This is a genomic window from Wolbachia endosymbiont (group A) of Sympetrum striolatum (assembly GCF_947250715.1).
Lineage (GTDB): Bacteria > Pseudomonadota > Alphaproteobacteria > Rickettsiales > Anaplasmataceae > Wolbachia.
In genome coordinates, this window is the sequence record NZ_OX366342.1 from 96,438 (window position 1) to 116,726 (window position 20,289).

The window sequence follows — 20,289 nt, forward strand, 5'->3', positions numbered from 1 at the left end:
AAATATCCTCAAGATGAAATGGAAATATCAGCTCCACATGAATTGAGTTTTTCGTGCATTGCTTCATATCCTCTCCATAAATGATGCGAATTATTTATTGTAGTTTCTCCACCAGCTACCAAAGAAGCAAGTACCAAAGCTGCTGTTGACCTTAAGTCAGTGGCACACAGATTAGCTCCAGATAAGCTTTTTATTCCACTTATAGTAGCTTTGCTTTTCTCGATGCTGATATTAGCGCCTAACTTTCTCAATTCATCTGCATGTGCAAATCTGTTTTCAAAAATGTTCTCTTCAATTACTGATATCCCATCAGCGATGCACATTGCAGACATCAGTTGTGGTTGCATATCACTGGGAAAGTTGGGGTATGGATCTGTTGCAATGTTAGCAGACCTAATAGAGCAATTTTTTCTGGAAATCATAACCCCCTCATTATATAGTTCAACATTAGCCCCTATAGCCTTCAATTCATTCACAATACATCTTATATCAGATAGACTTATTCCTTCTAACTCCAACTTACCACCGGTTATTATAGCAGCTAGTGCATAGGTGCCTGCTTCTATGCGATCTGGTATTATTTTATGAACACATCCATTTAATTCTTCAACTCCTGTTATTGTGATCCTTGTATCACTAATCTCAATATTAGCACCCATTTTCTTTAGGAACTCTATTAAATCAAGAACTTCCGGCTCCGTTGCAGCATTGTTTATTATTGTCACTCCTTCTGCAAGTGTTGCTGCCATTATTACATTTTCTGTTGCACCAACGCTTATTTTCTCAAGTATAACTTCTTTTCCTTGTAGCTTTCCTTTCACTGTTGCAATTATATTACAGCCTTCAACTTCAATTTTAGCTCCCATTTCTTCTAATGCTTTGATATGCATATCAACGGGACGCTTTCCGATATTGCATCCACCAGGAAAGACTGTTGTGATTTTACCAAATCTACTGAGAATTGGACCTAGCATTAAAAGAGATGCTCGCAGCTTACTTGCAGTTTCGTGTGACATTACGTGATTGTTGATATTACTGCAATCAATTTCCAAAGTATGATTTGCTTTATAATCTTTATTGCGTGTAAAATTCACTTTCGCTCCAAGACTCTCAAGCAGCTTAGACATTAGATGCACATCAATTAAATCAGGTACATTATGCAAAATTACCGAGAAGCTACTCAATAGACTTGCTGCCATTATTGGTAAAACAGCATTTTTTGAGCCATTAATCTTGATTTTTCCGACCAGAGGTTTATGGTTACTACTTACTAATATTTTGTGCATTTAATTAAGCTAGATCTTACCAAATAAGTATAGTAAATCGAAAGTAAAAGGCAAATTACAGATAATATAGCTATCACAGATCATAATGTTCGTACATTTTAGCTATTTAGCAGCAAAATTGATTACACTTGTCCAAAGATGAGCGATGCATTAGTGCCACCAAAACCAAACGAATTAGAAAGTGCATATTGAATTTTATGCTCCTGAGCTTTAAACGGTACAAAATTTAAATCACATCCTTCTGAAGGTTTATGTAAATTTAAGGTTGGCGGAATAATTCCATTATTTAACGCAAGAATACTGAATATTGCTTCAACGCTCCCTGCAGCACCAAGTAAATGTCCTATAGAAGATTTAGTTGAAGAAACAGGTATTTTATAAACGTAGTCACCAAATAACTGTTTCATTGCTATTACTTCAATTTTATCTCCAAGTGGCGTTGAAGTTCCATGTGCATTGATATATCCTACTTGATTTGGATTAATTTGCGCACTTTTTAAGGCAAGCTGCATTGCCTTAAATGCGCCTCTTCCTTCTGGATGTGGTGCTGTAATGTGGTGCGCATCTCCTGTGAGTCCGTACCCAACCAGTTCTGCATGTATTTTTGCCCCCCTTTTTTTTGCATGTTCGTATTCCTCCAGCACCAATATACCTGCTCCTTCACCCATAACAAAACCATCGCGTTCTGCATCCCATGGCCTTGAAGCTTCTTCCGGTTTATCATTGAATTTAGTTGATAATGCCTTCATAGACGCAAAACCTGCAATTCCAACTCTACACAGTGCACTTTCTGCTCCACCTGCAATCATAATATCCGCTTCACCAAGTTTTATAGTTCTTGCTGAATTTATGATTGCATGCGCACCTGTTGCACATGCGGTTACTGCTGAATCGTTTGGACCTGTAAATTCGTATTTAATAGAAATATGGCCAGATATCAAATTTATTAGACTTGCAGGGACAAAAAATGGACTGACACGTCTGGGCCCTTTTTCCTGCATGGTAATAACATTTTCCTGAATTGACGGAAGACCACCTATACCAGAGCCAATAGTTACGCCAACACGTTCTCTATCTACTTTTGAATCTTCTAAAGATGAATCTTCCACAGCTTGAATCGCTGCTGCAATGCCGTAATGAATAAAACGATCCGTTCTTTTTAGATCTTTTTCAAAAATATAACCTACAGGATTAAAGTAATTCTCAATGTTATCGGATTGCACAGGCACCTGCCCTGCAACCTTGCAAGCAAGATCAGAAGAGTCAAATCTATCTGTATTGATTGCTTTTATGCCAGACTCGCCTTTTATCAGCCTTGACCAAGTGTTGTCAACATCTGCCGCTAGTGGAGTGATTAAACCAACACCAGTGACTACTACTCTTCTGCTCATTTAACACTAACTATTAGCCTTTTTTACTATTAATGTACTCAACTATTTGCTCCATAGTTTCCATTTTTTGTGCGTCTTCATCTGGAATTTCTATTCCGAACTCTTCTTCTGCTGCCATGATGATTTCAACTGCATCTAAACTGTCTGCACCATGCTCCGAAAGCTTTGAAGAGCTGTTGAATTTCTCTACATCCTTACTAATGTGCTCTAGTATAATCTTTTTCACTTTCTCTTCTATGTCTTCTCTAGTGCTCTTTGCTAGTTCGCTATTCACATTTCTTACCAAAAAAATAACCTATTCTTTGATGTTATAAAAAATTTTTATGTTTGCAATATCTTTTATAACTGGTAAACTACAGCAAAGTTTTCTACTGCCCTAGCTGGCTAGCGTTACGTGCTAAACAATTAACAATTCAAAAATGCTAGACGAAACAACAAAAAATTTGCTTATTGTAGAAGTAAATAAACTTTTACCAGAAAATAGCGAGAATAAGCTTATATCAGCTATGCGTTATATACTCCTTGCTCCTGCAAAACATATACGCTCCTTTTTAGTCGTAGCTTCATCGCGAGTGTTTAACGCGGAAGCTAAAAAAGTAATATCAGTTGCTGCAGCAATTGAATTTGTTCATGCTTACTCTCTAATTCACGATGATTTACCGTGCATGGACAACAGTGATACTCGCAGAAGCCAGCTAAGCTGCCATAAAAAATTTGATGAAGCAACAGCAGTGCTTGCCGGAGATGCACTACTTACTCTGGCTTTTGAGGTATTATCTTCGTTAAATGAGAAATGCTGTGAAATCATGAAAGTTCTTTCTCAGGCAATAGGAATTAGGGGAATGGTAGGAGGACAGATTTTAGATATTGGTGCAGATTTTAACAAAATAAAAGAAATTCATTTGATGAAAACCGCAAAACTATTTGCAGCTTCATGTGAAATAGGTGCTATAATAGGGAATGCTACAGATAAGCAACGTAAAGCGTTATATAACTACGGGATAAACCTAGGGCTTATCTTTCAAGCTAAGGATGATATTGAAGATTACGAACAAGATAAAACAAATAATCTAATGTCTGTACTTGGTAAAAGTGAAGTAGAGGACTATATAGACGCCCTCTTTAAACAAGGCTTGGATAATTTGAGTGCGCTTTCAGGGGATACTAATTATTTATATGATTTATTGAATCAAGTAAAGAAAGATGGTTAGAAAAATTATATTACAAATGCTTATTTCCATAGTAATGATTCTCACTTTAACCTCTGCTTTTATGTTTACTATTGTCTATATAAACAAAGGTAAACCGGGAAAAAAGGACAAGCTTTATGAGATAAGTGCCACGCATGGTGGTTTGATACAGACAATAGCACATTATCTAGTGAAGCCAATACTTGAATCAGCACTCGACCGCTATATTGAAAAGCATGGGCTAACAGAATATTTAGAAGAAATGACGCAGCAAAAGGAAGAAGATTCGATAAATTTTTATGAAATTACTGAAGGCAGTGGCAGCAAGGCTTTCTGTGGCATGGAAGTCCTATTGCAAATATATAAAATTTCTAATAATAACTCAGCAACACTCCCTAGCAAAGTTTCTGATGTTACTTTTAAAATAGGTCAAGATGACCTAAAAGAAGTGGGTTTAGGGGTGATAGGTATGAAAGAAGGCGGAGAGCGTGTAGTTACTATTGCCAATGATAACAAAATGAATTTTAATTCTTATTACGTCAAACTGATCGAAGTAAAGGATAAATATCCCGACTCAGTGAATAATCTGATGGTTTTTAATGACTTAATTAACAAGACTGGAAAACAAGTAAGGTGCGGTGATGAGATATCAGTTAAATATAGCGTAAAGGAGCATAATGGGGAATATATAGTCAAAGATCAAACAGTGCAATTTAGGGTTGGCGATAAAAAAATACCACTTGCTATAGAGCTTGGAGTTGTGGGAATGAGAGCTGGTAATAAAAGAACTATTCTTTCTCCGCCTGACCTTTTGACTATTACTGACGATATGTTAATAAAAGACATAGATTATGATGAAGAAAATATCTCAATAATTGACTTAAGCTTAGATATTAAGCAAGAGGTCGCAGCACACCATTCTACTGTTGAAAAACAGCCTAAAGAATATAGCTGAAATTTTAGGCTTACTGGCTGACCTTCTGAACACTCTCTATACTACTTAAAGTAGGCTTTTTGTTTTTCCTAAAGTATAAACTTAGATAAATCAAGCTGCTTCGAAATTGACTCAAGTTTATCTTTTACATACTTGCTGTCTATAATGAATTTTTCGCTATTTTTCTCAGAAGCAATGAAACTTATTTCATCTAAAAGCTTCTCCATGATAGTGTGAAGCCTTCTTGCGCCTATATTTTCCACTTGCCTATTAACTGTAAACGCTATTTCAGCTATGGTTTTTATACCATCATCAGTGAACTCAAGCATCACATTTTCTGTTTTCATTAAAGCTATGTACTGCTTTAACAAACTAGATTCTGGCTCCTTTAATATTCTTATTAAATCCTCTTGAGTAAGTGCCTTAAGTTCTACCCTGATCGGTAATCTGCCCTGTAATTCCGGTAAGAGGTCAGATGGTTTAGACTGATGAAAAGCACCAGATGCAATAAATAATATATAGTCTGTTTTTACATGGCCATACTTAGTTGTAACAGTTGTTCCTTCAAGTAGTGGTAACAGATCGCGTTGCACTCCTTCTCTGTTTACTTCACCTTTTACTTCTGTACGCGCTGCAATTTTGTCTATTTCATCCAAAAATACTATACCGTCATTACTAACAAGATCAATGGCTTCTTTGATTATCTTATCTTCATCGATTAGCCTTTCACTTTCTTCATTAATTAATATTTCACGCGCTTCTTTTACCTTCACCGTAATAGTTTTTGTTTTTTTGCTCCCGTTAAACATCTTGCCCACTATTTCTGTTACATTCATCACACCAACTTGCCCACCTGGCATGCCTGGTATATCGAAAGTAGGTAACATACTCTTGCTCTCTCTGACGTTAATAGAAACTTCTCCGTCCTCAAACTCTTTATTCCTCAACCTTTCTCTAAAAATTTTTTTACTCTCTTCGGTTGCATTTTCGCCTACCATAGAGTTTACTATTGTTTTCTCAGCTAAAATTAAAGCCTTGTTAGCTAAGGCTTTATGGGCTTTCTCTTTAACTAAAACTATTGCTGCATCAACTAAATCGCGTATTATCGAATCAACGTCACGTCCAACGTATCCTATTTCAGTAAACTTCGTTGCCTCAATTTTTATGAACGGTGCACCGGCAAGTTTTGCTAAGCGGCGAGCTATTTCAGTTTTACCAACCCCTGTATGACCGATCATCAATATATTCTTAGGTATGATTTCATCACGCAATGGAAATGGAACCTGATTGCGACGCCAACGATTTCTGAGCGCAATAGCAACAGCACGCTTTGCATCATCCTGTCCGATTATGAATCTATCTAATTCTTTAACTATCTTCTGTGGTGGCAGGTCATCTAACAAAACTTGAGTACTGTCATTAACTTGAATATCGCTGTCATTTGAATCAAAACCACTCTTAGTATCTTTATAGAGGTCATTTTTTTCATCATAGGTGTCACTACTACAAGGCCGCCCTTCTGAAAGGGTTATAGGCTGATTGGAAAAATTAGTGCACAAAGTTTTTTGCTTGGAAGACATATCACTCCTCTATCTTTTCAATAACTACATTATGATTTGTATAAACACATATATCGCCAGCTATCTTCATAGCCTTTTTTGCAATCTCTTCTATTGATATTCCTTTAATGTCAATTAAAGCTCTTGCTGCAGATAGAGCAAAATTTCCCCCAGAGCCAATAGCTGCGATTCCATCTTCAGGTTCAAGAACATCACCTGTTCCCGTAATTACTAATGAAATAGATTTATCTGCAACAATCATCATAGCCTCTAATTTTCTTAGATATTTATCCATTCTCCAGTCTTTTGCAAGTTCAACACATGCTCTCATTAATTGCCCTGGGTGCTTGTCAAGTTTAGATTCTAGTCTTTCAAAGAGAGTAAATGCATCGGCTGTTGCTCCAGCAAAACCGGCAATTACAGAATCACCAGAAAGACGCCTAACTTTTTTTGCTCCGGATTTTATAACAGTGTGGCCCAGTGAAACCTGTCCATCACCTATTACTACTACGCTTTTATCTTTTCTAATTGACAGTATAGTAGTTCCATACATTTTATTGTTATCGTGTTGAATCATTTTTCTATTACTTTAAATAAGAATCTCATTATACTTTAATCTTTACTTTAATCTTTAGTCAAATTTGCTAAATATGTTTAATTATAGCTTATAATATAATACCTTCCTTATAACATTTAAAGTGTAGATGCAAAACATAATTCACCCAGATTTGGAAAAAAGTATAAATAATTGGTTTGAGGCAAAATTTAACGGCCTTACATTGCCATTTTATAGCTCTATAGATCTTAGAAACTCCAGCTACAAAATTGCCCCAGTGGACGCTAATTTATTTCCTGCAGGGTTCAACAATCTAAGTGAGACATCAAGAGCAACAGCAGCAAAACTAATAAAAAGTTATTTTGAAACAAAACAATATAAAAAGACTCTTATAATACCGGAGAATTACACACGAAATAAAATGTATATAGAAAACGTATTTGTTATAGAGAAAGTACTGCAGCTCGCAGGTTTTGAAACTAGAATTGGCCTCTTTCACAACGAAGCATATAATTTAATAGAACCATATGAAACTATCGTGAAAGAAAACTCTCTGCTAAAGACAACTTCAGGATTTGTGCCTGATGTTATTATACTGAATCGTGATATGACGAGCCACATTCCAGACACGCTAAAAGACGTAAAGCAAGATATAGTACCAAGCCCACTATACGGTTGGCATAGCAGACAGAAATTTAAGTATTTTGAAATCTATCAAGAATTAGCGTCCGAATTTTGTAGCGAATTTAAAATGGACCCATGGCTTATTTCTGTGCTTACAGAAAGCTGTAATGGAGTTGACTTTAATGATGATTCATCACTAGGAGCAGTAGCGACTAAAGTTGACCAAATATTATCTCTAGTGCAAAAAAAGTATGAGGAATATGAAATAAAAACACAACCTTACGTTTTTATCAAAGCAAGCAATGGCACATATGGGATGGGCATTATAACAGCAACAAGTGGAGAGGAAATATTAAATCTCAATAAAAAAAAGCGTCATAAAATGAAAAAGATAAAAGAAGGAATAGCAATCAATAGCGTTATTATACAAGAAGGTGTACCAACCATTGACATATTTAAAAGCAGTTCTGCAGAACCGCTGATATACTATATAGGAGATACTCCAACATGTTACTTATACCGATGTAATAGCAGGAAAGATGTATATTCTAGCTTGAATGCCACTGACTGTGAGTTTCATGATGTTAGCCAGGTTGTGGAAGGTAAAATTCTGTCACTTTGGAGTATTGTTGGCAAATTAGCAGTACTAGCGTTGGCAGTAGAAATAAAATCTTTTCACCTCTAACCCTTACATTCCCACAGCGTTGCCATCGGGCAGATCATTATCATCATTACCGGGCTGAATATGGTTATGGCCAGCATTATCAAGTTCAGTGGAAGGATCATCATTGACAGGTTGTTGAAACAATTTGTCAAGCTGAACTGCCAGAAATACTGCACTATATATTATGCTAACTGTTACGCTTAAGTTGAAATTATAGATTATACCATTACCTAAGTTTATTGGTATGGTTGCAGTCTCCATTCTTTTTAATATGAAGTTTAACAAACCTAATGACAAAGTTAATGTGCTGATAATAAGGTCCTTCTTACACTTAGCAGACTTTTCAGGATCCTTATTATCTAGGTATTTTCTCCATGAATAATAGTAGCTTATAGGTTCTGAAATAAACAGAAATAGGATCGTTGATGTTAAGTGAATGTGACTTATTACGTCTCCATTACCCCTAGTAAAAAAATGGATGACTTTCAACATCATCAATGCTTCTATGATGCTGCTTGCAAGATTAGCCGATTTACCCACAACTTTTGCCAGCTCTTTTTTACTCTCAGGGTTTCTGTAATCCTTAATTAGATCCTGTAGAGTAAATGCAGAATGGGCAATATATAGAATAGATGTCGGAAACTTTACTAGTCGAGCAACATTCCGTATAAGAAAGATATTGGATCTATTATTGTCAATGAACTCGCAGCAAAATTGCAGTGAAATCTTACACAATAGGGCTGTTAAACCTGTTGTGATGCAGATTACCTTCCTGAAATCATGATCATAAATATCATGCACCTTTTGTGCGAGTATGTTAGATTTCTTTTTTAGCTTGTTTGGCATGAAATAGTTAACAAAATAATAACTCCCTTTTATTCTATCACATAAAAGCCTTGAAGAAAAGCCCTATAAATCAGGACTTTAAGGGTGATTTATGCATAAATCGGCTAAGCATTTTATAAACAAGGAATCAATACTGAGAGTTGGTACGCGAAAATAATATCCATCCTTGATAATTGCTTTATATTCTATATCAAGTTCAACTAGAGTTTCTGAATGCTCAGAAACAAAAGATATAGGTGATAAAACTACAGGTACACCATCAGCTTTTGTACGTGATAGCTCACTTTCAGTGCTTGGCTCTAGCCATTTTACAGGACCAATCTTACTCTGATAACATATTGACCAATCTAAGTTATTGATAGCTAACTTTTCTACTATTAACTCTGCGCTTCTTTCTACCTGTGAAGCGTAAGGGTCGCCTTTTTTAATAACGCTAAGGGGCAAGCTATGAGCTGAAAATAGGACTCTTGGCTTACCAATCCTGCTGGCTAATTTGTAGTACTTGGCTATCAAGTTAGTATGAGCCTCAATAAAGTTTTCATTGTCATAATAATGATGAATTATTTTTGTATTGCATTTTAGGCCATGCTTTTTAGCATTTTTTTGCCAATTTTCGATGGATGACAAAGTTGTGGTAGTTGAATATTGAGGGTATAGTGGCAGCAAAATTACTTCATCAGGATCAAACTGTTTTACACTTTTAACAACTTCGTCAGCAAATGGATGCCAATAGCGCATGCAAATGAATACCTTGTGTACATGGTTTCTATCTTCATTTAATTTTAGTTCTAAAGCATTAGCTTGCATTTTTGTATTCTCCAGAATTGGCGATTTACCTCCGATTTCCTCGTATATTTTTCGTGCAGTATTTTCTCGTTTCGCAGATATAAACTTTGCTAAAAGAAACCGAAAGGGATTCGGTAGATTGATTATTCTCCTGTCATAAAAAAGGTTGAATAAAAAAGGACGGACCGCATTTAGTGAATCAGGCCCGCCAAGATTAAATAAGATAACTGCCTTTTTCACCTACGCACTACTACAACAAGTTACTTCTGGGGTGCCTATAAAATTAGCTACACACTCATCAAATTTAGTTATAGGCACTAAATTTCTTACACTGGCATACAATAAGTGGCCTGATCTCTTCAGGTTACTCTTGGTGGATGTGAAGTTCCAATCGAAAAATGTATCGACAAAAAGACTTGGTACCGTTTCAAGAAGTTCAACAGCAGCTAAAGATAGCATTATACAACTTTGCAGGACATTCAGAAGAACCTTGAGGGGAAAAAGTAAAACTTTAACGAAAAGAGAGGTGCTACTTGTTTCATCCAGTGGTCGCCCTGAGTTAGGCGAATTATACTCAATATGCTTTCTATTTTGATCAAAGATAGGAAATTTTATAGTATCTTTCTTAAATTGCCCATCTATTTCTTGTGTACTATGTTTGGTCCATTTTTCTAGTGACCACTCACGCACGTGAAAAGTTCTTACAAAAAAGCATGTTGTAACCATCAATGCAGCACATATAAGCGCACACTGCATAAGACTTATACTACCTACCATAGCTGGCAGCGCAAAACAAACAAATGGCACTATTATAGCCATTTCAAGAAATGGAATAGTGTTTCTTTTCATTGCAAAGGCAGCGCCTTTTTTTAGCTCCGTGTATTGATTATTACTTTTTCCTTGCTTTTGTAGAATATGGTCACACATACCATATTCTAAATAACTTAAAAAAGCCAAATTAAAAGTTAAAAACCCTTTTGCTCCACAAAAAATTGACGATTTCAAGTTATTGACCAATTTTTTAGCAGTAGATTCAGTTTCAACCAGTTGTTTGGTAGTAGATTCAGGTTTTTCATTAGTTTTTTTACAACAAGTATGCATACAATCTTCCCTTGATGGTTTATTCTTAACTATAAGTAAAAAACTGCTTTTATCAAATCAAAATTTACAATAAAATAAATCTATAAATATACTATTTTATATAAGGAGATAATATGGCAATTGAGAGAACACTTTCGATATTAAAACCTGATGCAGTAAAAAATAATATTACAGGCAAGATAAATTCATACATTGAAAGCTCTGGGCTCAAAATTATAGCACAAAAAATGATGTTACTGACAAAAAAACAAGCAGAGCTGTTTTATGAAATTCATAAAGATAGGTCTTTTTTTGGGGAATTGGTAGAGTTTATGACTTCTGGTCCTGTGATAGTTCAAGTTTTAGTTGGTGAAAATGCAGTAAGTAAATACAGACAAATCATGGGAGCTACCGATCCAAAGCAGGCAGATAAAGGTACAATCAGGGGTGATTTTGCTGATGACATTAGTGAAAATAGAGTTCACGGCTCGGATAGTCTAGAAAATGCTCGTAAGGAGATAGCTTTCTTTTTTGCTGAACGTGAGTTGGTGTAGTCAAATCAGATTTTCCTATATATAACTAAATTTTCTGGATCCTATGTCAAGCATACATCTGTACGAACGTTGTAATTAACAGGTGGCAAATCCAAGTAGCTGACAACATAGAAACGAAAAAATTCCTTGACAAACTCCGCCAGCCCTCTTATCATGGTACTGAAGGTATTCAGTTATCTTCATCTGTGCAGATTAAACAGCAAAAAAACAACGTAGTTGGCGTCTTATTTTTAATTTTTTGCACTATGTGCATCCTATGTCTTCACAACATTTCTAGGTTTTTGCCTATATAAGCTGAAACGCGCTTATAAGTCGTTTAAGACAGTATAGTACGCCAATTTGCAGGATTAGGGAGTGAACACTAATTACCACGGGATTTCTTTGCCTTTTTTTTCGTTTGGTAAATTTCTTAAATATTTATAGCTAAACGACAACCGTCATCCCGCTACTTGTTAGCGGCTGAGATACCGCGGCGTTATGACGTAGAAGCTATACTTTTATACTCACCAACTCAGTTTGCTTGCTTACAAGTAAACTGCAACCCTAAATGTTGGAGCACTGTCGTACACTAAGCGCTGTAATGACAATTTTAGTCGCTTCATACACTTATCATGCTAGTCATAACAGAAATAATTTTTACCAGAGATATTTATGAAATAATTGACATAGTTTGGAAATATGTATATTATAGAACATTAATAGTTAGTTAATTTGTAGGTGTAATATGGCTAGAAAGATTTTGAATAAAAATGAGTATCACGCTTTTAAGCGGTTGTTTTTAATGTTTGGTATTCAGAAGAAGGATGTGGTAAATTCTGGCATTGAGAATATTAATAAAAAGTTTAGTGAACAATATCGTAAATTATCGTTAAAATATCACCCAGATAAAAACCCAAACAATAAAGAAGCGGAGGAGAAATTTAAGGTTATTGCATTAAATAAGCCATTTTTTGAAGAATTTATAATAGAGCCGTTGGAGAAAGGTCTCAATAAAAGAAATAATTTAATAAAAGAATTACGCGGTAAGTTGTGGAGTCGCAGTTATGAAGAATTGCAAAAATACTTAGATGATAAGCACAGAAATAAACTCTATAATAAGCAGCAGTCAATTAACAATAATGTAACTGCTTATTCAAAATATTCTTCTTATTCACATCTCTTAGGAAGTCTTTTAGGTATTCTTCACATCAATTGCATTTTTAATCATTAATGGTATTTCTTGTAATGTACCAATAGCAGTAGGTTTTCTTGCTCCCTTGTTAGCAGGATTTATTTTGAGTTCAGCTATCAAGAGCATTTATACTAGAAATGGAAAAGAGTTTAATAATCAGACTAATATTTTATTATTGTTTTACTTTGACCAAGAATGCGAAAATTTTTCAAAGAGTGATAGGACTAAATTAAAGTGGCTAAAAAATTCATTTATTTTGAGCAACATAATCTGTACATCTTTAATGTTTTTCGGTGTGGGATTAGATTTAGTTGCCAACGGCTTTGGTATAACTAACTCTATGATGTTATCCGGCTTATTACTTTCATTACCATTCAAGCTTTTAATTGTTACTTCACCTGTTTTCAATGCTGCAAGTAATTATATTCTCAAAAAGACGACTATAAATTCAATTGAGGAGCAATTTAAAGGTGATGGTCCACTTGTAGAAGTTGATGACGAACAACCAAGCAGTACTATGAGCAATCAAAGTTATTTCCCCATCGGTCAGTTAATGCTCACATATCATCAAAGTTAGTTATTCTCCATAGCGAAGTCTCTAGCTAGGAACAATGAGCCACAGATTAGTATGGTTTTGATGTTTTGGATAGAGGCTTTTAATATGTGATTTGATATTGCATCGCCAATTGATTCACATTCAACTGCTTTTATTCCTATGTTATTGGCTTTTTCCCTAATCAAATTTGTATTTGTTGCTTTAGGTTCAGACTTAACACAAACCGCACATAGTAGCTTGATATATGGCTTTAAGTGCTCTAAGAACTCTGCCACATTTCTGTTACGAGTAACACCAAAAATTATATAGATACCTTCAGCAAAATTATCTTTTACCCACTGAGATAGCACTCTAGCACCGTCATTATTGTGCGCACCATCTAAAAATAATTGCCAATCTTTCGGTAGTAGGGAAATTAAATTACCCTCTTTTATTAGCTCTAGTCGTGCAGGCCAGTAGGTACGCTGTAAACCTGAAGTGATATCCTCTTCTCCAATATCAAATCCATATTTTCCACTTAAAATACTACATGCTGCAATGGCGTTTCCTGCATTGATTATTTGGTGTTCACCCTTCAGAGATGGCAAAGGAAATTCTATTGATTGAATAGCTGATTGGAAAACCATTTTGTTGTTCTTTTTTTTGCAATTCCATTCAAGACCTCCTCTATATAGAGGAGATTTCTTATTTATTGCATGGAATTCTAGTGTACTCATCACAGACTTTTCTTGTGGTGCTATTACGCAAGGAACATTAGGTTTCATTATTCCAGCCTTTTCACCTGCTATAATTTCTACAGTAGGGCCAAGATATTCTGTATGATCAAGGGCAATGGAAGTAATTATTGTTAAAATCGGACTATCTATAACATTTGTTGCATCAAGTCTTCCGCCCATACCTACTTCAACTAAAGTAATATCGGCTTTATGACGAGAAAAAGCTAAAAAAGCTGCAATAGTTGCAGCTTCAAACAGAGTGATAGGTTGTTCTGCAATCACGGCACGGCATTCTTCTAATAAGCTATATAATTCATTATCGTCGATATAACTGCCTGCAATAACTATTCTTTCATTAAAATTCACCAAATGTGGAGAAGTGTATGCATGGACCTTATACCCTGCTGCTTGCATTATATATCTTATAAATGCTAGTGTTGAGCCTTTCCCGTTAGTCCCAGCTATATAAATTACGGGAGGCATTTTTTTCTCAGGATTGTCCAATTTATTTAGAAAGCTTTTTATGCGATCAAGAGAAAAATCCTTTGGTCTACTACCAAGCGGTTTAGGCCAATGAGGCATATATATCATGGATTGTTATTGCATTTTAATTCAGCTATAACGCTTGCTATGCCATGCGTGTCGATTTTTTCACTAAATTGAGAACGTTGATTAATAGCAATACTTATTCCACTCATTACAACATCACTTATCAAGAAAGAACTGTTATTTTTAGTAACTTTAAAATCAATATTTGTAAATTCTTCATCACCGTAAGAAAATCTTGTACCAATTAAGCAAGTTTCATCTTCAACTGCTTTTGTACTCATTATGATCATTTCACTATCATGCATGTATTTATATAAAATTTTAACGCACAAACGCGTAAGATACACTTCATACTCTCTTAAAAAATCTTCTTTTTCTTTTTGTTTAACTAAAGCCCAATGTTTTCCTATAACGAATTGCGATATTCCTTTGAGGTTAACATTATTCTGAATGACCTCCTGAAGCTTTTCGTGTACATGCCCTAGGTTTTTTCTATTTCCTTTTGTAGATATACCATCCACTTGTTGCTTCATAGTATGCACAAAAATTTTGTGATCTGTACAACTAGTGTAAGCTCTTGAAGAAATTGCAATAAAAACAATAATGATTAAAACTTTAGTAATGTTCATAAGATAAACTATAATACTTAAAATGCAAAATTTAATAAAGATTAAATAATAATCGCTGACTTTAATATACCTATAGACATGCCCTGTGTAAATCATCTATAATTCAAGTAAGGGTCTGTGCTATGCGTTATGAGTTAAGTTAAATTTCCCGAGCGATAATTTCTAGAGAAGGGAATTGCCTCTGCTGGTTTCGTTGAAACTAATATGCGATGCCCACCTTAACTTCAGGTCTCAGGAATCTACTAAGGCTGACGGTAGATACGGATCCTTTTTTGATTGGTACTAAATTTATGCTTCATCAATGCAGAGAACAAGGTACCTTCCTATGTTCGCCTAATGAAGTATTCCAAATTGTAATTGATGTTGAAAGGTATCCTGATTTTGTTCCTTGGTGCAAAGCCGTTTATATAAAAGAAAAAATTGACAACCAAATGGTTGTGGATCTTCTCGCAGTTTTTCATGGAATTAAAGGAAAGTACACATCAGAAGTAACCTTTCTTTCTCCAAGTGGAACAAATGAAGGTTGGATAAAAGCTGTATCATCAAATGGAATATTTAAACATCTATACAATGAATGGCAATTCATTCCCATAGATGAAAATAAAACTATGGTAAAGTTTTATATAGAGTTTAAGTTTAAGTCCAACTCATTTTCCACTTTATTAAACTCAGTATATAAATATACACAGAGTAAAATAATTGCTGCATTTAAAGATAGGGCTGAAAGCCTTGCTAAACAAAAGTTATCTTGACATTATTAATATAAATATGTAATTTTTTTAGTAAGTTAAGTGTTTGTATTGTAATGATTTTCAGACTATTGTTTTTACTAATTCTTATGAGTGTTAATTCTTATGCAGTTGTTAAATCCAGTAACCAACATATTCAAAAAGAAACTAATGAAATAACATCAAAGGAGTTACTATCACTATTACCTGATGATAAATTATTAGGAGATCCAAAAGCACCAATTCTAATGATAGAATATGCTTCATTAACTTGCTATCACTGCTCTCTTTTTCATAAGAATGTTTTTCCTAAAATTAAAGAGAAATATATAGACACAGGTAAGATGTTATATATATTTCGTCATTTTCCTTTGGATTACAGAGGGCTAAAGGCTGCAATGCTAAGTCATTGCTACGAAAAACAAGAAGACTACTTTAATTTTAACAAAGCTGTTTTTAACTCAATAGATTCGTGGAATTACTACAATTTAAGTGATTTGACTTTACTACAAAGAATTGCTGCACTAAGCAACTTAAAGCAAGATGCATTTAACCAATGCATTAATGATAAGAAAATTATGGATAAAATCGTAAATGATAAATCACTGGCAATCAATAAACTTGGTATCACAGCCACTCCAATATTTTTCATCAAGCTTAACGATGATGGTAAGTCATATATAGAGCATAATAAAGTTAAACATGAAGGGTATAAAGAGCTGAAATATCTTACTGATGTGATAGATAAATTATATGGAAAAGCTATAGTGAAGTAATACCACTGTAGCTTACCATATAAAAGACTCTATGCTGAGTCATTGTTTTTCACTACTGTTTGTTGTTTTTTACGCTCAAACTCTCTTTTTTTACTGTGCCAAGTGTAGTAATACATAGCGATTTTATTCTCTATTAATACTATTGTCCCATCATAAAACTGAACCATATCCATAACTTTTCTCTGAGCTTCATTAAAACGTTCTTTATACTTTTCACGATAAGCTGGATTATGTAGTAACATAACCCCTTCATTCTTGTTAGATTTTTTGTTTAACGTTTCAACTTCACTAGCAATAGTATAAGACATATAACCCCCTCTAATTGATTATAAAAATTATATTTTAAAAAGAGAAATGCGCATAAACAATCCCTTTAATTCTAGTATAATAATCGATTGTTTATTATACTAGTTAACCATAGTACGATATATAATAATTTTTGTCACTTAAAATTTTATACTATGAAATAATAACTTAAAATAAATGTTTTTATTATTTTAAACTATATTATTATATTTATAAACTGTGTATGAATTAAGCTTCCCTAATTTATAATATAAAACGTAATGCGTAATAATTTTAGTATAAAATTATCATATATAAGAAATCTATTTGCAAAAGAATATAAAAAAATAGAAGAATATTGTATTCTTGAAAAAAAGCAACATATTCAGATTGGCCCTGAAGAAGGAAAGCTATTAAGTTTATTTATAAAAATCCATAAAATCAAAAGTATTGTTGAGATTGGCACGTTATACGGTTATTCGTCGATTTGCATGGCAAAAGCTCTACTGAAAGACGGTCATATATATACAATAGAAAATAATCCTCAACACTCAAGAATAGCAAAAAAAAATTTTAGTGCTTTTAATCTAAGTGATAAAATTACTCTAATAGAAGGTGATGCACTGGAAAAAATTAATGAATTATCAGCAAAGGCACCATTTGACATGATATTCATCGATGCTGACAAAAGTAGTTATCCTAAGTATTTAGATTGGGCAGAGTCATACATTAAACAAGATGGGCTAATCGTTGCAGATAACACTCTATTATTTAATACAGTATTTTTAGAATCGCCTCCAAAAGAAGTATCAGAAAAATCATGGCATGCTATGAGGGAGTTTAATAATAGATTATCAGATGAAAAGAAATATTTCTCTATATTGATTCCAACTGATGAAGGAATGACTGTAGCTTTAAAGCTAACATAAGTTAAAAATCAAGGTCAGCGTAATGTTTAGGAGGGGTTAAACCGGAAACTCTCTCTAATAATATCTCACGAAAACAAGGCTTTGATTTAACAATGGAGTACCATTCTTTTAAAATTTTACTTTTTTCCCATGGAAAACTACTTACATAATCCATTACGGAAATATGCGATGCTAAAGCAATATCAGCCAAAGTGAACTTATCAGTTGCAAGCCAAACGTTCTTGTTAATTAAGTGTTCGATGTATTCCATATGGCAAGGCAGGTTATGCTGAGCTGCATGAAGAAATCTAGAGTCAGGGCTGCGGTTAGTAATTACTTTTTCATTCATAATATACTTAGTAACTTCATTGTAAAATTTGTTGTCGAACCAATTGATTAGAGCGCGTATTTTAGACTTAATAATAGTGGATGAACCAAGTAATTTGACGTCGCTATTGTAAGTCTCTTCTATATATTCACAAATGGCATTACTATCCGCTATTACAAAGTTATTATCTATTAATACTGGTACTTGCCCAGTTGGATTGATCTCCATAAATTCATTCCGTTTTTCCCACGGATTTTCATACACTAGATCGCAGCCTAATTTTTTTTCTTTTAGAAAAGTTCTAACTTTTCGTGAAAATGGACAAAGAGGAAAATGATATAAAATCATAATATTCCTCTTTTGTTATCCCAGTACCTATAGGTTGTTATTCCAGTGTGTGACACTGAAATCCACATCTTTTTTCTCTGGATCCAAGTTGGAATGACAAGAGAAGAGTATTTTAGGTAACAGTTGTTTACTCCAAAGTAATGTTGCAAAAGGTCTAACATATAAATTATAAGACTAATATAGGATATACCTTGCTAAATAAAAAAAAAAGTATAATATTTTATAAGGTATGCAGGCAAAAACTCTGTAATTTGGTCAGATCAGAAATGAAGCAGCCATATCAGAACCTTTTTGGGTTGCATACCTATTTCTTATTTGTTTTATCAGAGGCTATGAATATAGCATTAAAACATCGTCCTAGTAGCTTTAAAGATCTAGTAGGTCAAGATATATTAGTGCGTGTATTAGAAAATGCTTTTATTTTAAACAAAATCCCACAGTCTATACTGCTCTCTGGTAGTAGTGGAGTTGGTAAAACCACCACTGCAAGGATAATAGCTTTATGTTTGAATTGTTCCCTGGGGCCAATTTTTGAACCTTGCGGATCATGTGAAAATTGTCTAGCAATAAAAAATTCAAGCCATCCAGATGTGATTGAAATTGATGCAGCAAGTCACACTAGCATTGACGATGTTAAAGTAATCCTGGGAGATATTTGCTATTCACCTATAAGCTCTAAATTCAAAGTCTACATTATAGATGAAGTACACATGTTATCCAGCAGTGCATTTAACGCATTACTTAAAACCCTAGAAGAGCCACCCTCTAGTGTAAAATTCATTTTAGCAACTACAGAAATAAAAAAGATACCAATAACTATTATTGCACGTTGTCAAAGATTTGATTTACACAACATTCCTGTAGCTAAAATAGTAGAACGTTTAAATGATGTTGCACAAAAAGAGAGTTATTCCATTGAAAAGGGGGCATTAGAGTTAATTGCACGACATTCTGGAAATTCAATGCGTAACGCCTTGTTTTTGATGAATCAAGCAGTGCTATATAGCAAAGATGGTGCAATATCCACTAAAAATGTGATAGACATACTTGGCCTAGTGGATAAAGATATTATATTCGATCTATTAGAAGCAATATTAGAAGGTGATTTACAGAAAGCTCTATCAGTGTTTGACAAGGCGATAAAAACAGCAAACCCACTTAGTATTTTTGAAGGTCTATTGCAAACAATTCAGTTAGTATGCCGTTTTTTGATTACAAAAGAAATTGATAATGCAGTTACAGAGTATGAAAAGAACAGGATAAAAGATTTAAGTATAAAGAAGTCTTTAATATTTTTTTCGAGATTGTGGAAGGTGTTGCTTAAAGGTATTCAAGATATAAAAACTTCAACATGCAACGATGTTGCTGCTGAAATGATGTTAATTAGCCTCTGTTATCTTTCTGATCTGCCTTCTCCGGAACAAGTGGTCAAAAAAATTCTTTCGCAGAATGCACAGCAGGGAAATACGCATAGTATAGGAAATGAACAGCAACAAAATTATGATTTTGACAAAGTTTTGCAACTATTAAGGCGGAGTAACCAAATTTATCTTTACAAACAACTGTGTAATAATCTACAATTAATAGATTGTAAACCTGGATATTTAAAATTAAAAGCTGTATCTAAGTTGGATAGTAATTTTTGCAATGATTTAAAAAATTACTTAAACCAGGTGACTCAGCAGGAGTGGGTTATTACAGTTGATACGGGTTATATAAATAGGGAAGTGAGTAATTTAAATTATGCACCTGCAGTTAAGGATATACTTGATACATTTAAAGGTGCAAAAGTAGTTAATATAGAAAATAAGGAGTAAGTTGTGGA

At 34.1% G+C, this 20,289-nt stretch carries 21 protein-coding genes, 2 other RNA genes and 1 pseudogene; 12 read left to right on the plus strand and 12 right to left on the minus strand.

Going from position 1 to position 20,289, the window contains the following annotated elements; all coding sequences use genetic code 11:
* Positions 1 to 8: 8 nt before the first annotated feature.
* From murA to acpP, 3 genes are all read right to left on the minus strand, one after another.
* Positions 9 to 1,286: a UDP-N-acetylglucosamine 1-carboxyvinyltransferase gene (murA, locus tag OOK87_RS00500; protein WP_264687745.1), complete on the minus strand. Its 1,278-nt coding sequence runs from the start codon at positions 1,284 to 1,286 to the stop codon at positions 9 to 11.
* A gap of 122 nt (positions 1,287 to 1,408) precedes the next feature.
* A complete protein-coding gene (gene fabF / locus OOK87_RS00505) occupies positions 1,409 to 2,677 on the minus strand; it encodes a beta-ketoacyl-ACP synthase II (protein WP_253309221.1) in 1,269 nt (422 codons plus the stop codon).
* Positions 2,678 to 2,690: 13 nt separating this feature from the next.
* Positions 2,691 to 2,951 (minus strand): acyl carrier protein, encoded by a 261-nt coding sequence (gene acpP, locus OOK87_RS00510; protein ID WP_341811841.1) that lies wholly within the window; start codon positions 2,949 to 2,951, stop codon positions 2,691 to 2,693.
* 145 nt (positions 2,952 to 3,096) lie between these two features.
* Here acpP and OOK87_RS00515 point away from each other — a divergent pair, with 145 nt between their 5' ends.
* Together OOK87_RS00515 and OOK87_RS00520 are read left to right on the plus strand one after the other, a co-directional pair.
* The gene (locus OOK87_RS00515; protein ID WP_253309222.1) at positions 3,097 to 3,888 is read left to right on the plus strand and encodes a polyprenyl synthetase family protein; all 792 of its coding nucleotides are present in this window, start codon (positions 3,097 to 3,099) and stop codon (positions 3,886 to 3,888) included.
* The gene (locus OOK87_RS00520; RefSeq protein ID WP_264687746.1) at positions 3,881 to 4,822 is read left to right on the plus strand and encodes an FKBP-type peptidyl-prolyl cis-trans isomerase; all 942 of its coding nucleotides are present in this window, start codon (positions 3,881 to 3,883) and stop codon (positions 4,820 to 4,822) included. The genes OOK87_RS00515 and OOK87_RS00520 overlap by 8 nt, the downstream gene beginning before the upstream one ends.
* Positions 4,823 to 4,890: 68 nt before the next feature.
* Here OOK87_RS00520 and hslU read toward each other — a convergent pair whose 3' ends face one another.
* Positions 4,891 to 6,381, minus strand: a complete 1,491-nt coding sequence (hslU, locus tag OOK87_RS00525) for an ATP-dependent protease ATPase subunit HslU (RefSeq protein ID WP_264687747.1) — start codon at positions 6,379 to 6,381, stop codon at positions 4,891 to 4,893.
* A 1-nt stretch (position 6,382) separates the two neighbouring features.
* Positions 6,383 to 6,937: an ATP-dependent protease subunit HslV gene (gene hslV / locus OOK87_RS00530; protein WP_096617344.1), complete on the minus strand. Its 555-nt coding sequence runs from the start codon at positions 6,935 to 6,937 to the stop codon at positions 6,383 to 6,385.
* Positions 6,938 to 7,064: 127 nt separating this feature from the next.
* Here hslV and gshA point away from each other — a divergent pair, with 127 nt between their 5' ends.
* Positions 7,065 to 8,225 (plus strand): glutamate--cysteine ligase, encoded by a 1,161-nt coding sequence (gene gshA / locus OOK87_RS00535; RefSeq protein ID WP_253309225.1) that lies wholly within the window; start codon positions 7,065 to 7,067, stop codon positions 8,223 to 8,225.
* Between the two features lie 3 nt (positions 8,226 to 8,228).
* On the opposite strand, the gene OOK87_RS00540 is transcribed toward gshA, so the two are convergent.
* The 3 genes from OOK87_RS00540 to OOK87_RS00550 form a co-directional block, all read right to left on the minus strand.
* A complete protein-coding gene (locus OOK87_RS00540) occupies positions 8,229 to 9,050 on the minus strand; it encodes a hypothetical protein (RefSeq protein ID WP_253309226.1) in 822 nt (273 codons plus the stop codon).
* A 78-nt stretch (positions 9,051 to 9,128) separates the two neighbouring features.
* Positions 9,129 to 10,076: a ferrochelatase gene (gene hemH, locus OOK87_RS00545; RefSeq protein ID WP_264687748.1), complete on the minus strand. Its 948-nt coding sequence runs from the start codon at positions 10,074 to 10,076 to the stop codon at positions 9,129 to 9,131.
* Positions 10,077 to 10,937, minus strand: a complete 861-nt coding sequence (locus OOK87_RS00550; RefSeq protein WP_264687749.1) for a hypothetical protein — start codon at positions 10,935 to 10,937, stop codon at positions 10,077 to 10,079. It lies immediately after the preceding gene.
* Between the two features lie 113 nt (positions 10,938 to 11,050).
* Here OOK87_RS00550 and ndk point away from each other — a divergent pair, with 113 nt between their 5' ends.
* The 3 genes and pseudogenes from ndk (at position 11,051) to OOK87_RS00565 (ending at position 13,218) form a co-directional block, all read left to right on the plus strand.
* Positions 11,051 to 11,470: a nucleoside-diphosphate kinase gene (ndk, locus tag OOK87_RS00555; protein ID WP_253309229.1), complete on the plus strand. Its 420-nt coding sequence runs from the start codon at positions 11,051 to 11,053 to the stop codon at positions 11,468 to 11,470.
* 781 nt (positions 11,471 to 12,251) lie between these two features.
* Positions 12,252 to 12,401, plus strand: a pseudogene (locus tag OOK87_RS07380) (DnaJ domain-containing protein); the annotation flags it as partial.
* A 325-nt stretch (positions 12,402 to 12,726) separates the two neighbouring features.
* Positions 12,727 to 13,218: a hypothetical protein gene (locus OOK87_RS00565; protein ID WP_264687750.1), complete on the plus strand. Its 492-nt coding sequence runs from the start codon at positions 12,727 to 12,729 to the stop codon at positions 13,216 to 13,218.
* Here OOK87_RS00565 and OOK87_RS00570 read toward each other — a convergent pair.
* Positions 13,215 to 14,504, minus strand: coding sequence for a bifunctional folylpolyglutamate synthase/dihydrofolate synthase (locus OOK87_RS00570; protein WP_253309231.1), 1,290 nt, complete (start codon positions 14,502 to 14,504; stop codon positions 13,215 to 13,217). The genes OOK87_RS00565 and OOK87_RS00570 overlap by 4 nt on opposite strands.
* On the minus strand, positions 14,501 to 15,091 hold the full coding sequence (locus OOK87_RS00575; RefSeq protein ID WP_264687751.1) for an MlaC/ttg2D family ABC transporter substrate-binding protein: 591 nt from the start codon (positions 15,089 to 15,091) through the stop codon (positions 14,501 to 14,503). The genes OOK87_RS00570 and OOK87_RS00575 overlap by 4 nt, the downstream gene beginning before the upstream one ends.
* A gap of 109 nt (positions 15,092 to 15,200) precedes the next feature.
* Here OOK87_RS00575 and ssrS point away from each other — a divergent pair.
* From ssrS to OOK87_RS00590, 3 genes are all read left to right on the plus strand, one after another.
* Positions 15,201 to 15,362: non-coding RNA, 6S RNA (ssrS, locus tag OOK87_RS00580), on the plus strand.
* A 19-nt stretch (positions 15,363 to 15,381) separates the two neighbouring features.
* A complete protein-coding gene (locus tag OOK87_RS00585) occupies positions 15,382 to 15,843 on the plus strand; it encodes a type II toxin-antitoxin system RatA family toxin (RefSeq protein WP_253309233.1) in 462 nt (153 codons plus the stop codon).
* 53 nt (positions 15,844 to 15,896) lie between these two features.
* Complete coding sequence (locus tag OOK87_RS00590) at positions 15,897 to 16,595, plus strand: DsbA family protein (RefSeq protein ID WP_253309234.1); 699 nt, start codon at positions 15,897 to 15,899, stop codon at positions 16,593 to 16,595.
* A gap of 29 nt (positions 16,596 to 16,624) precedes the next feature.
* On the opposite strand, the gene OOK87_RS00595 is transcribed toward OOK87_RS00590, so the two are convergent.
* Complete coding sequence (locus tag OOK87_RS00595) at positions 16,625 to 16,903, minus strand: DUF2671 domain-containing protein (protein ID WP_253309235.1); 279 nt, start codon at positions 16,901 to 16,903, stop codon at positions 16,625 to 16,627.
* A gap of 258 nt (positions 16,904 to 17,161) precedes the next feature.
* Between OOK87_RS00595 and OOK87_RS00600 the strand changes: the two genes are divergently transcribed.
* Positions 17,162 to 17,809 (plus strand): O-methyltransferase, encoded by a 648-nt coding sequence (locus OOK87_RS00600; RefSeq protein ID WP_253309236.1) that lies wholly within the window; start codon positions 17,162 to 17,164, stop codon positions 17,807 to 17,809.
* A 1-nt stretch (position 17,810) separates the two neighbouring features.
* On the opposite strand, the gene OOK87_RS00605 is transcribed toward OOK87_RS00600, so the two are convergent.
* Positions 17,811 to 18,464 (minus strand): glutathione S-transferase family protein, encoded by a 654-nt coding sequence (locus OOK87_RS00605; protein WP_064125276.1) that lies wholly within the window; start codon positions 18,462 to 18,464, stop codon positions 17,811 to 17,813.
* Between the two features lie 221 nt (positions 18,465 to 18,685).
* Between OOK87_RS00605 and ffs the strand changes: the two genes are divergently transcribed.
* Both ffs and dnaX read left to right on the plus strand, forming a co-directional pair.
* An RNA gene (gene ffs, locus OOK87_RS00610) (signal recognition particle sRNA small type) lies at positions 18,686 to 18,777 on the plus strand.
* A gap of 19 nt (positions 18,778 to 18,796) precedes the next feature.
* Complete coding sequence (gene dnaX, locus OOK87_RS00615) at positions 18,797 to 20,281, plus strand: DNA polymerase III subunit gamma/tau (RefSeq protein WP_264687753.1); 1,485 nt, start codon at positions 18,797 to 18,799, stop codon at positions 20,279 to 20,281.
* The last annotated feature ends 8 nt before the right edge of the window (positions 20,282 to 20,289 follow it).

Excerpts from the sequence above, each read along its gene's own strand:
- hslV (WP_096617344.1), bottom strand. The coding sequence starts at position 6,937 with ATGATTCAACACGATAACAATAAAATGTATGGAACTACTATACTGTCA.
- OOK87_RS00570 (WP_253309231.1), bottom strand. The coding sequence starts at position 14,504 with ATGATATATATGCCTCATTGGCCTAAACCGCTTGGTAGTAGACCAAAG.
- OOK87_RS00515 (WP_253309222.1), top strand. The coding sequence starts at position 3,097 with ATGCTAGACGAAACAACAAAAAATTTGCTTATTGTAGAAGTAAATAAA.
- OOK87_RS00540 (WP_253309226.1), bottom strand. The coding sequence starts at position 9,050 with ATGCCAAACAAGCTAAAAAAGAAATCTAACATACTCGCACAAAAGGTG.
- fabF (WP_253309221.1), bottom strand. The coding sequence starts at position 2,677 with ATGAGCAGAAGAGTAGTAGTCACTGGTGTTGGTTTAATCACTCCACTA.
- murA (WP_264687745.1), bottom strand. The coding sequence starts at position 1,286 with ATGCACAAAATATTAGTAAGTAGTAACCATAAACCTCTGGTCGGAAAA.
- OOK87_RS00520 (WP_264687746.1), top strand. The coding sequence starts at position 3,881 with ATGGTTAGAAAAATTATATTACAAATGCTTATTTCCATAGTAATGATT.
- OOK87_RS00590 (WP_253309234.1), top strand. The coding sequence starts at position 15,897 with ATGATTTTCAGACTATTGTTTTTACTAATTCTTATGAGTGTTAATTCT.
- OOK87_RS00595 (WP_253309235.1), bottom strand. The coding sequence starts at position 16,903 with ATGTCTTATACTATTGCTAGTGAAGTTGAAACGTTAAACAAAAAATCT.
- hslU (WP_264687747.1), bottom strand. The coding sequence starts at position 6,381 with ATGTCTTCCAAGCAAAAAACTTTGTGCACTAATTTTTCCAATCAGCCT.
- OOK87_RS00585 (WP_253309233.1), top strand. The coding sequence starts at position 15,382 with ATGCTTCATCAATGCAGAGAACAAGGTACCTTCCTATGTTCGCCTAAT.
- gshA (WP_253309225.1), top strand. The coding sequence starts at position 7,065 with ATGCAAAACATAATTCACCCAGATTTGGAAAAAAGTATAAATAATTGG.
- ndk (WP_253309229.1), top strand. The coding sequence starts at position 11,051 with ATGGCAATTGAGAGAACACTTTCGATATTAAAACCTGATGCAGTAAAA.
- OOK87_RS00600 (WP_253309236.1), top strand. The coding sequence starts at position 17,162 with ATGCGTAATAATTTTAGTATAAAATTATCATATATAAGAAATCTATTT.
- OOK87_RS00550 (WP_264687749.1), bottom strand. The coding sequence starts at position 10,937 with ATGCATACTTGTTGTAAAAAAACTAATGAAAAACCTGAATCTACTACC.
- OOK87_RS00605 (WP_064125276.1), bottom strand. The coding sequence starts at position 18,464 with ATGATTTTATATCATTTTCCTCTTTGTCCATTTTCACGAAAAGTTAGA.
- dnaX (WP_264687753.1), top strand. The coding sequence starts at position 18,797 with ATGAATATAGCATTAAAACATCGTCCTAGTAGCTTTAAAGATCTAGTA.
- OOK87_RS00575 (WP_264687751.1), bottom strand. The coding sequence starts at position 15,091 with ATGAACATTACTAAAGTTTTAATCATTATTGTTTTTATTGCAATTTCT.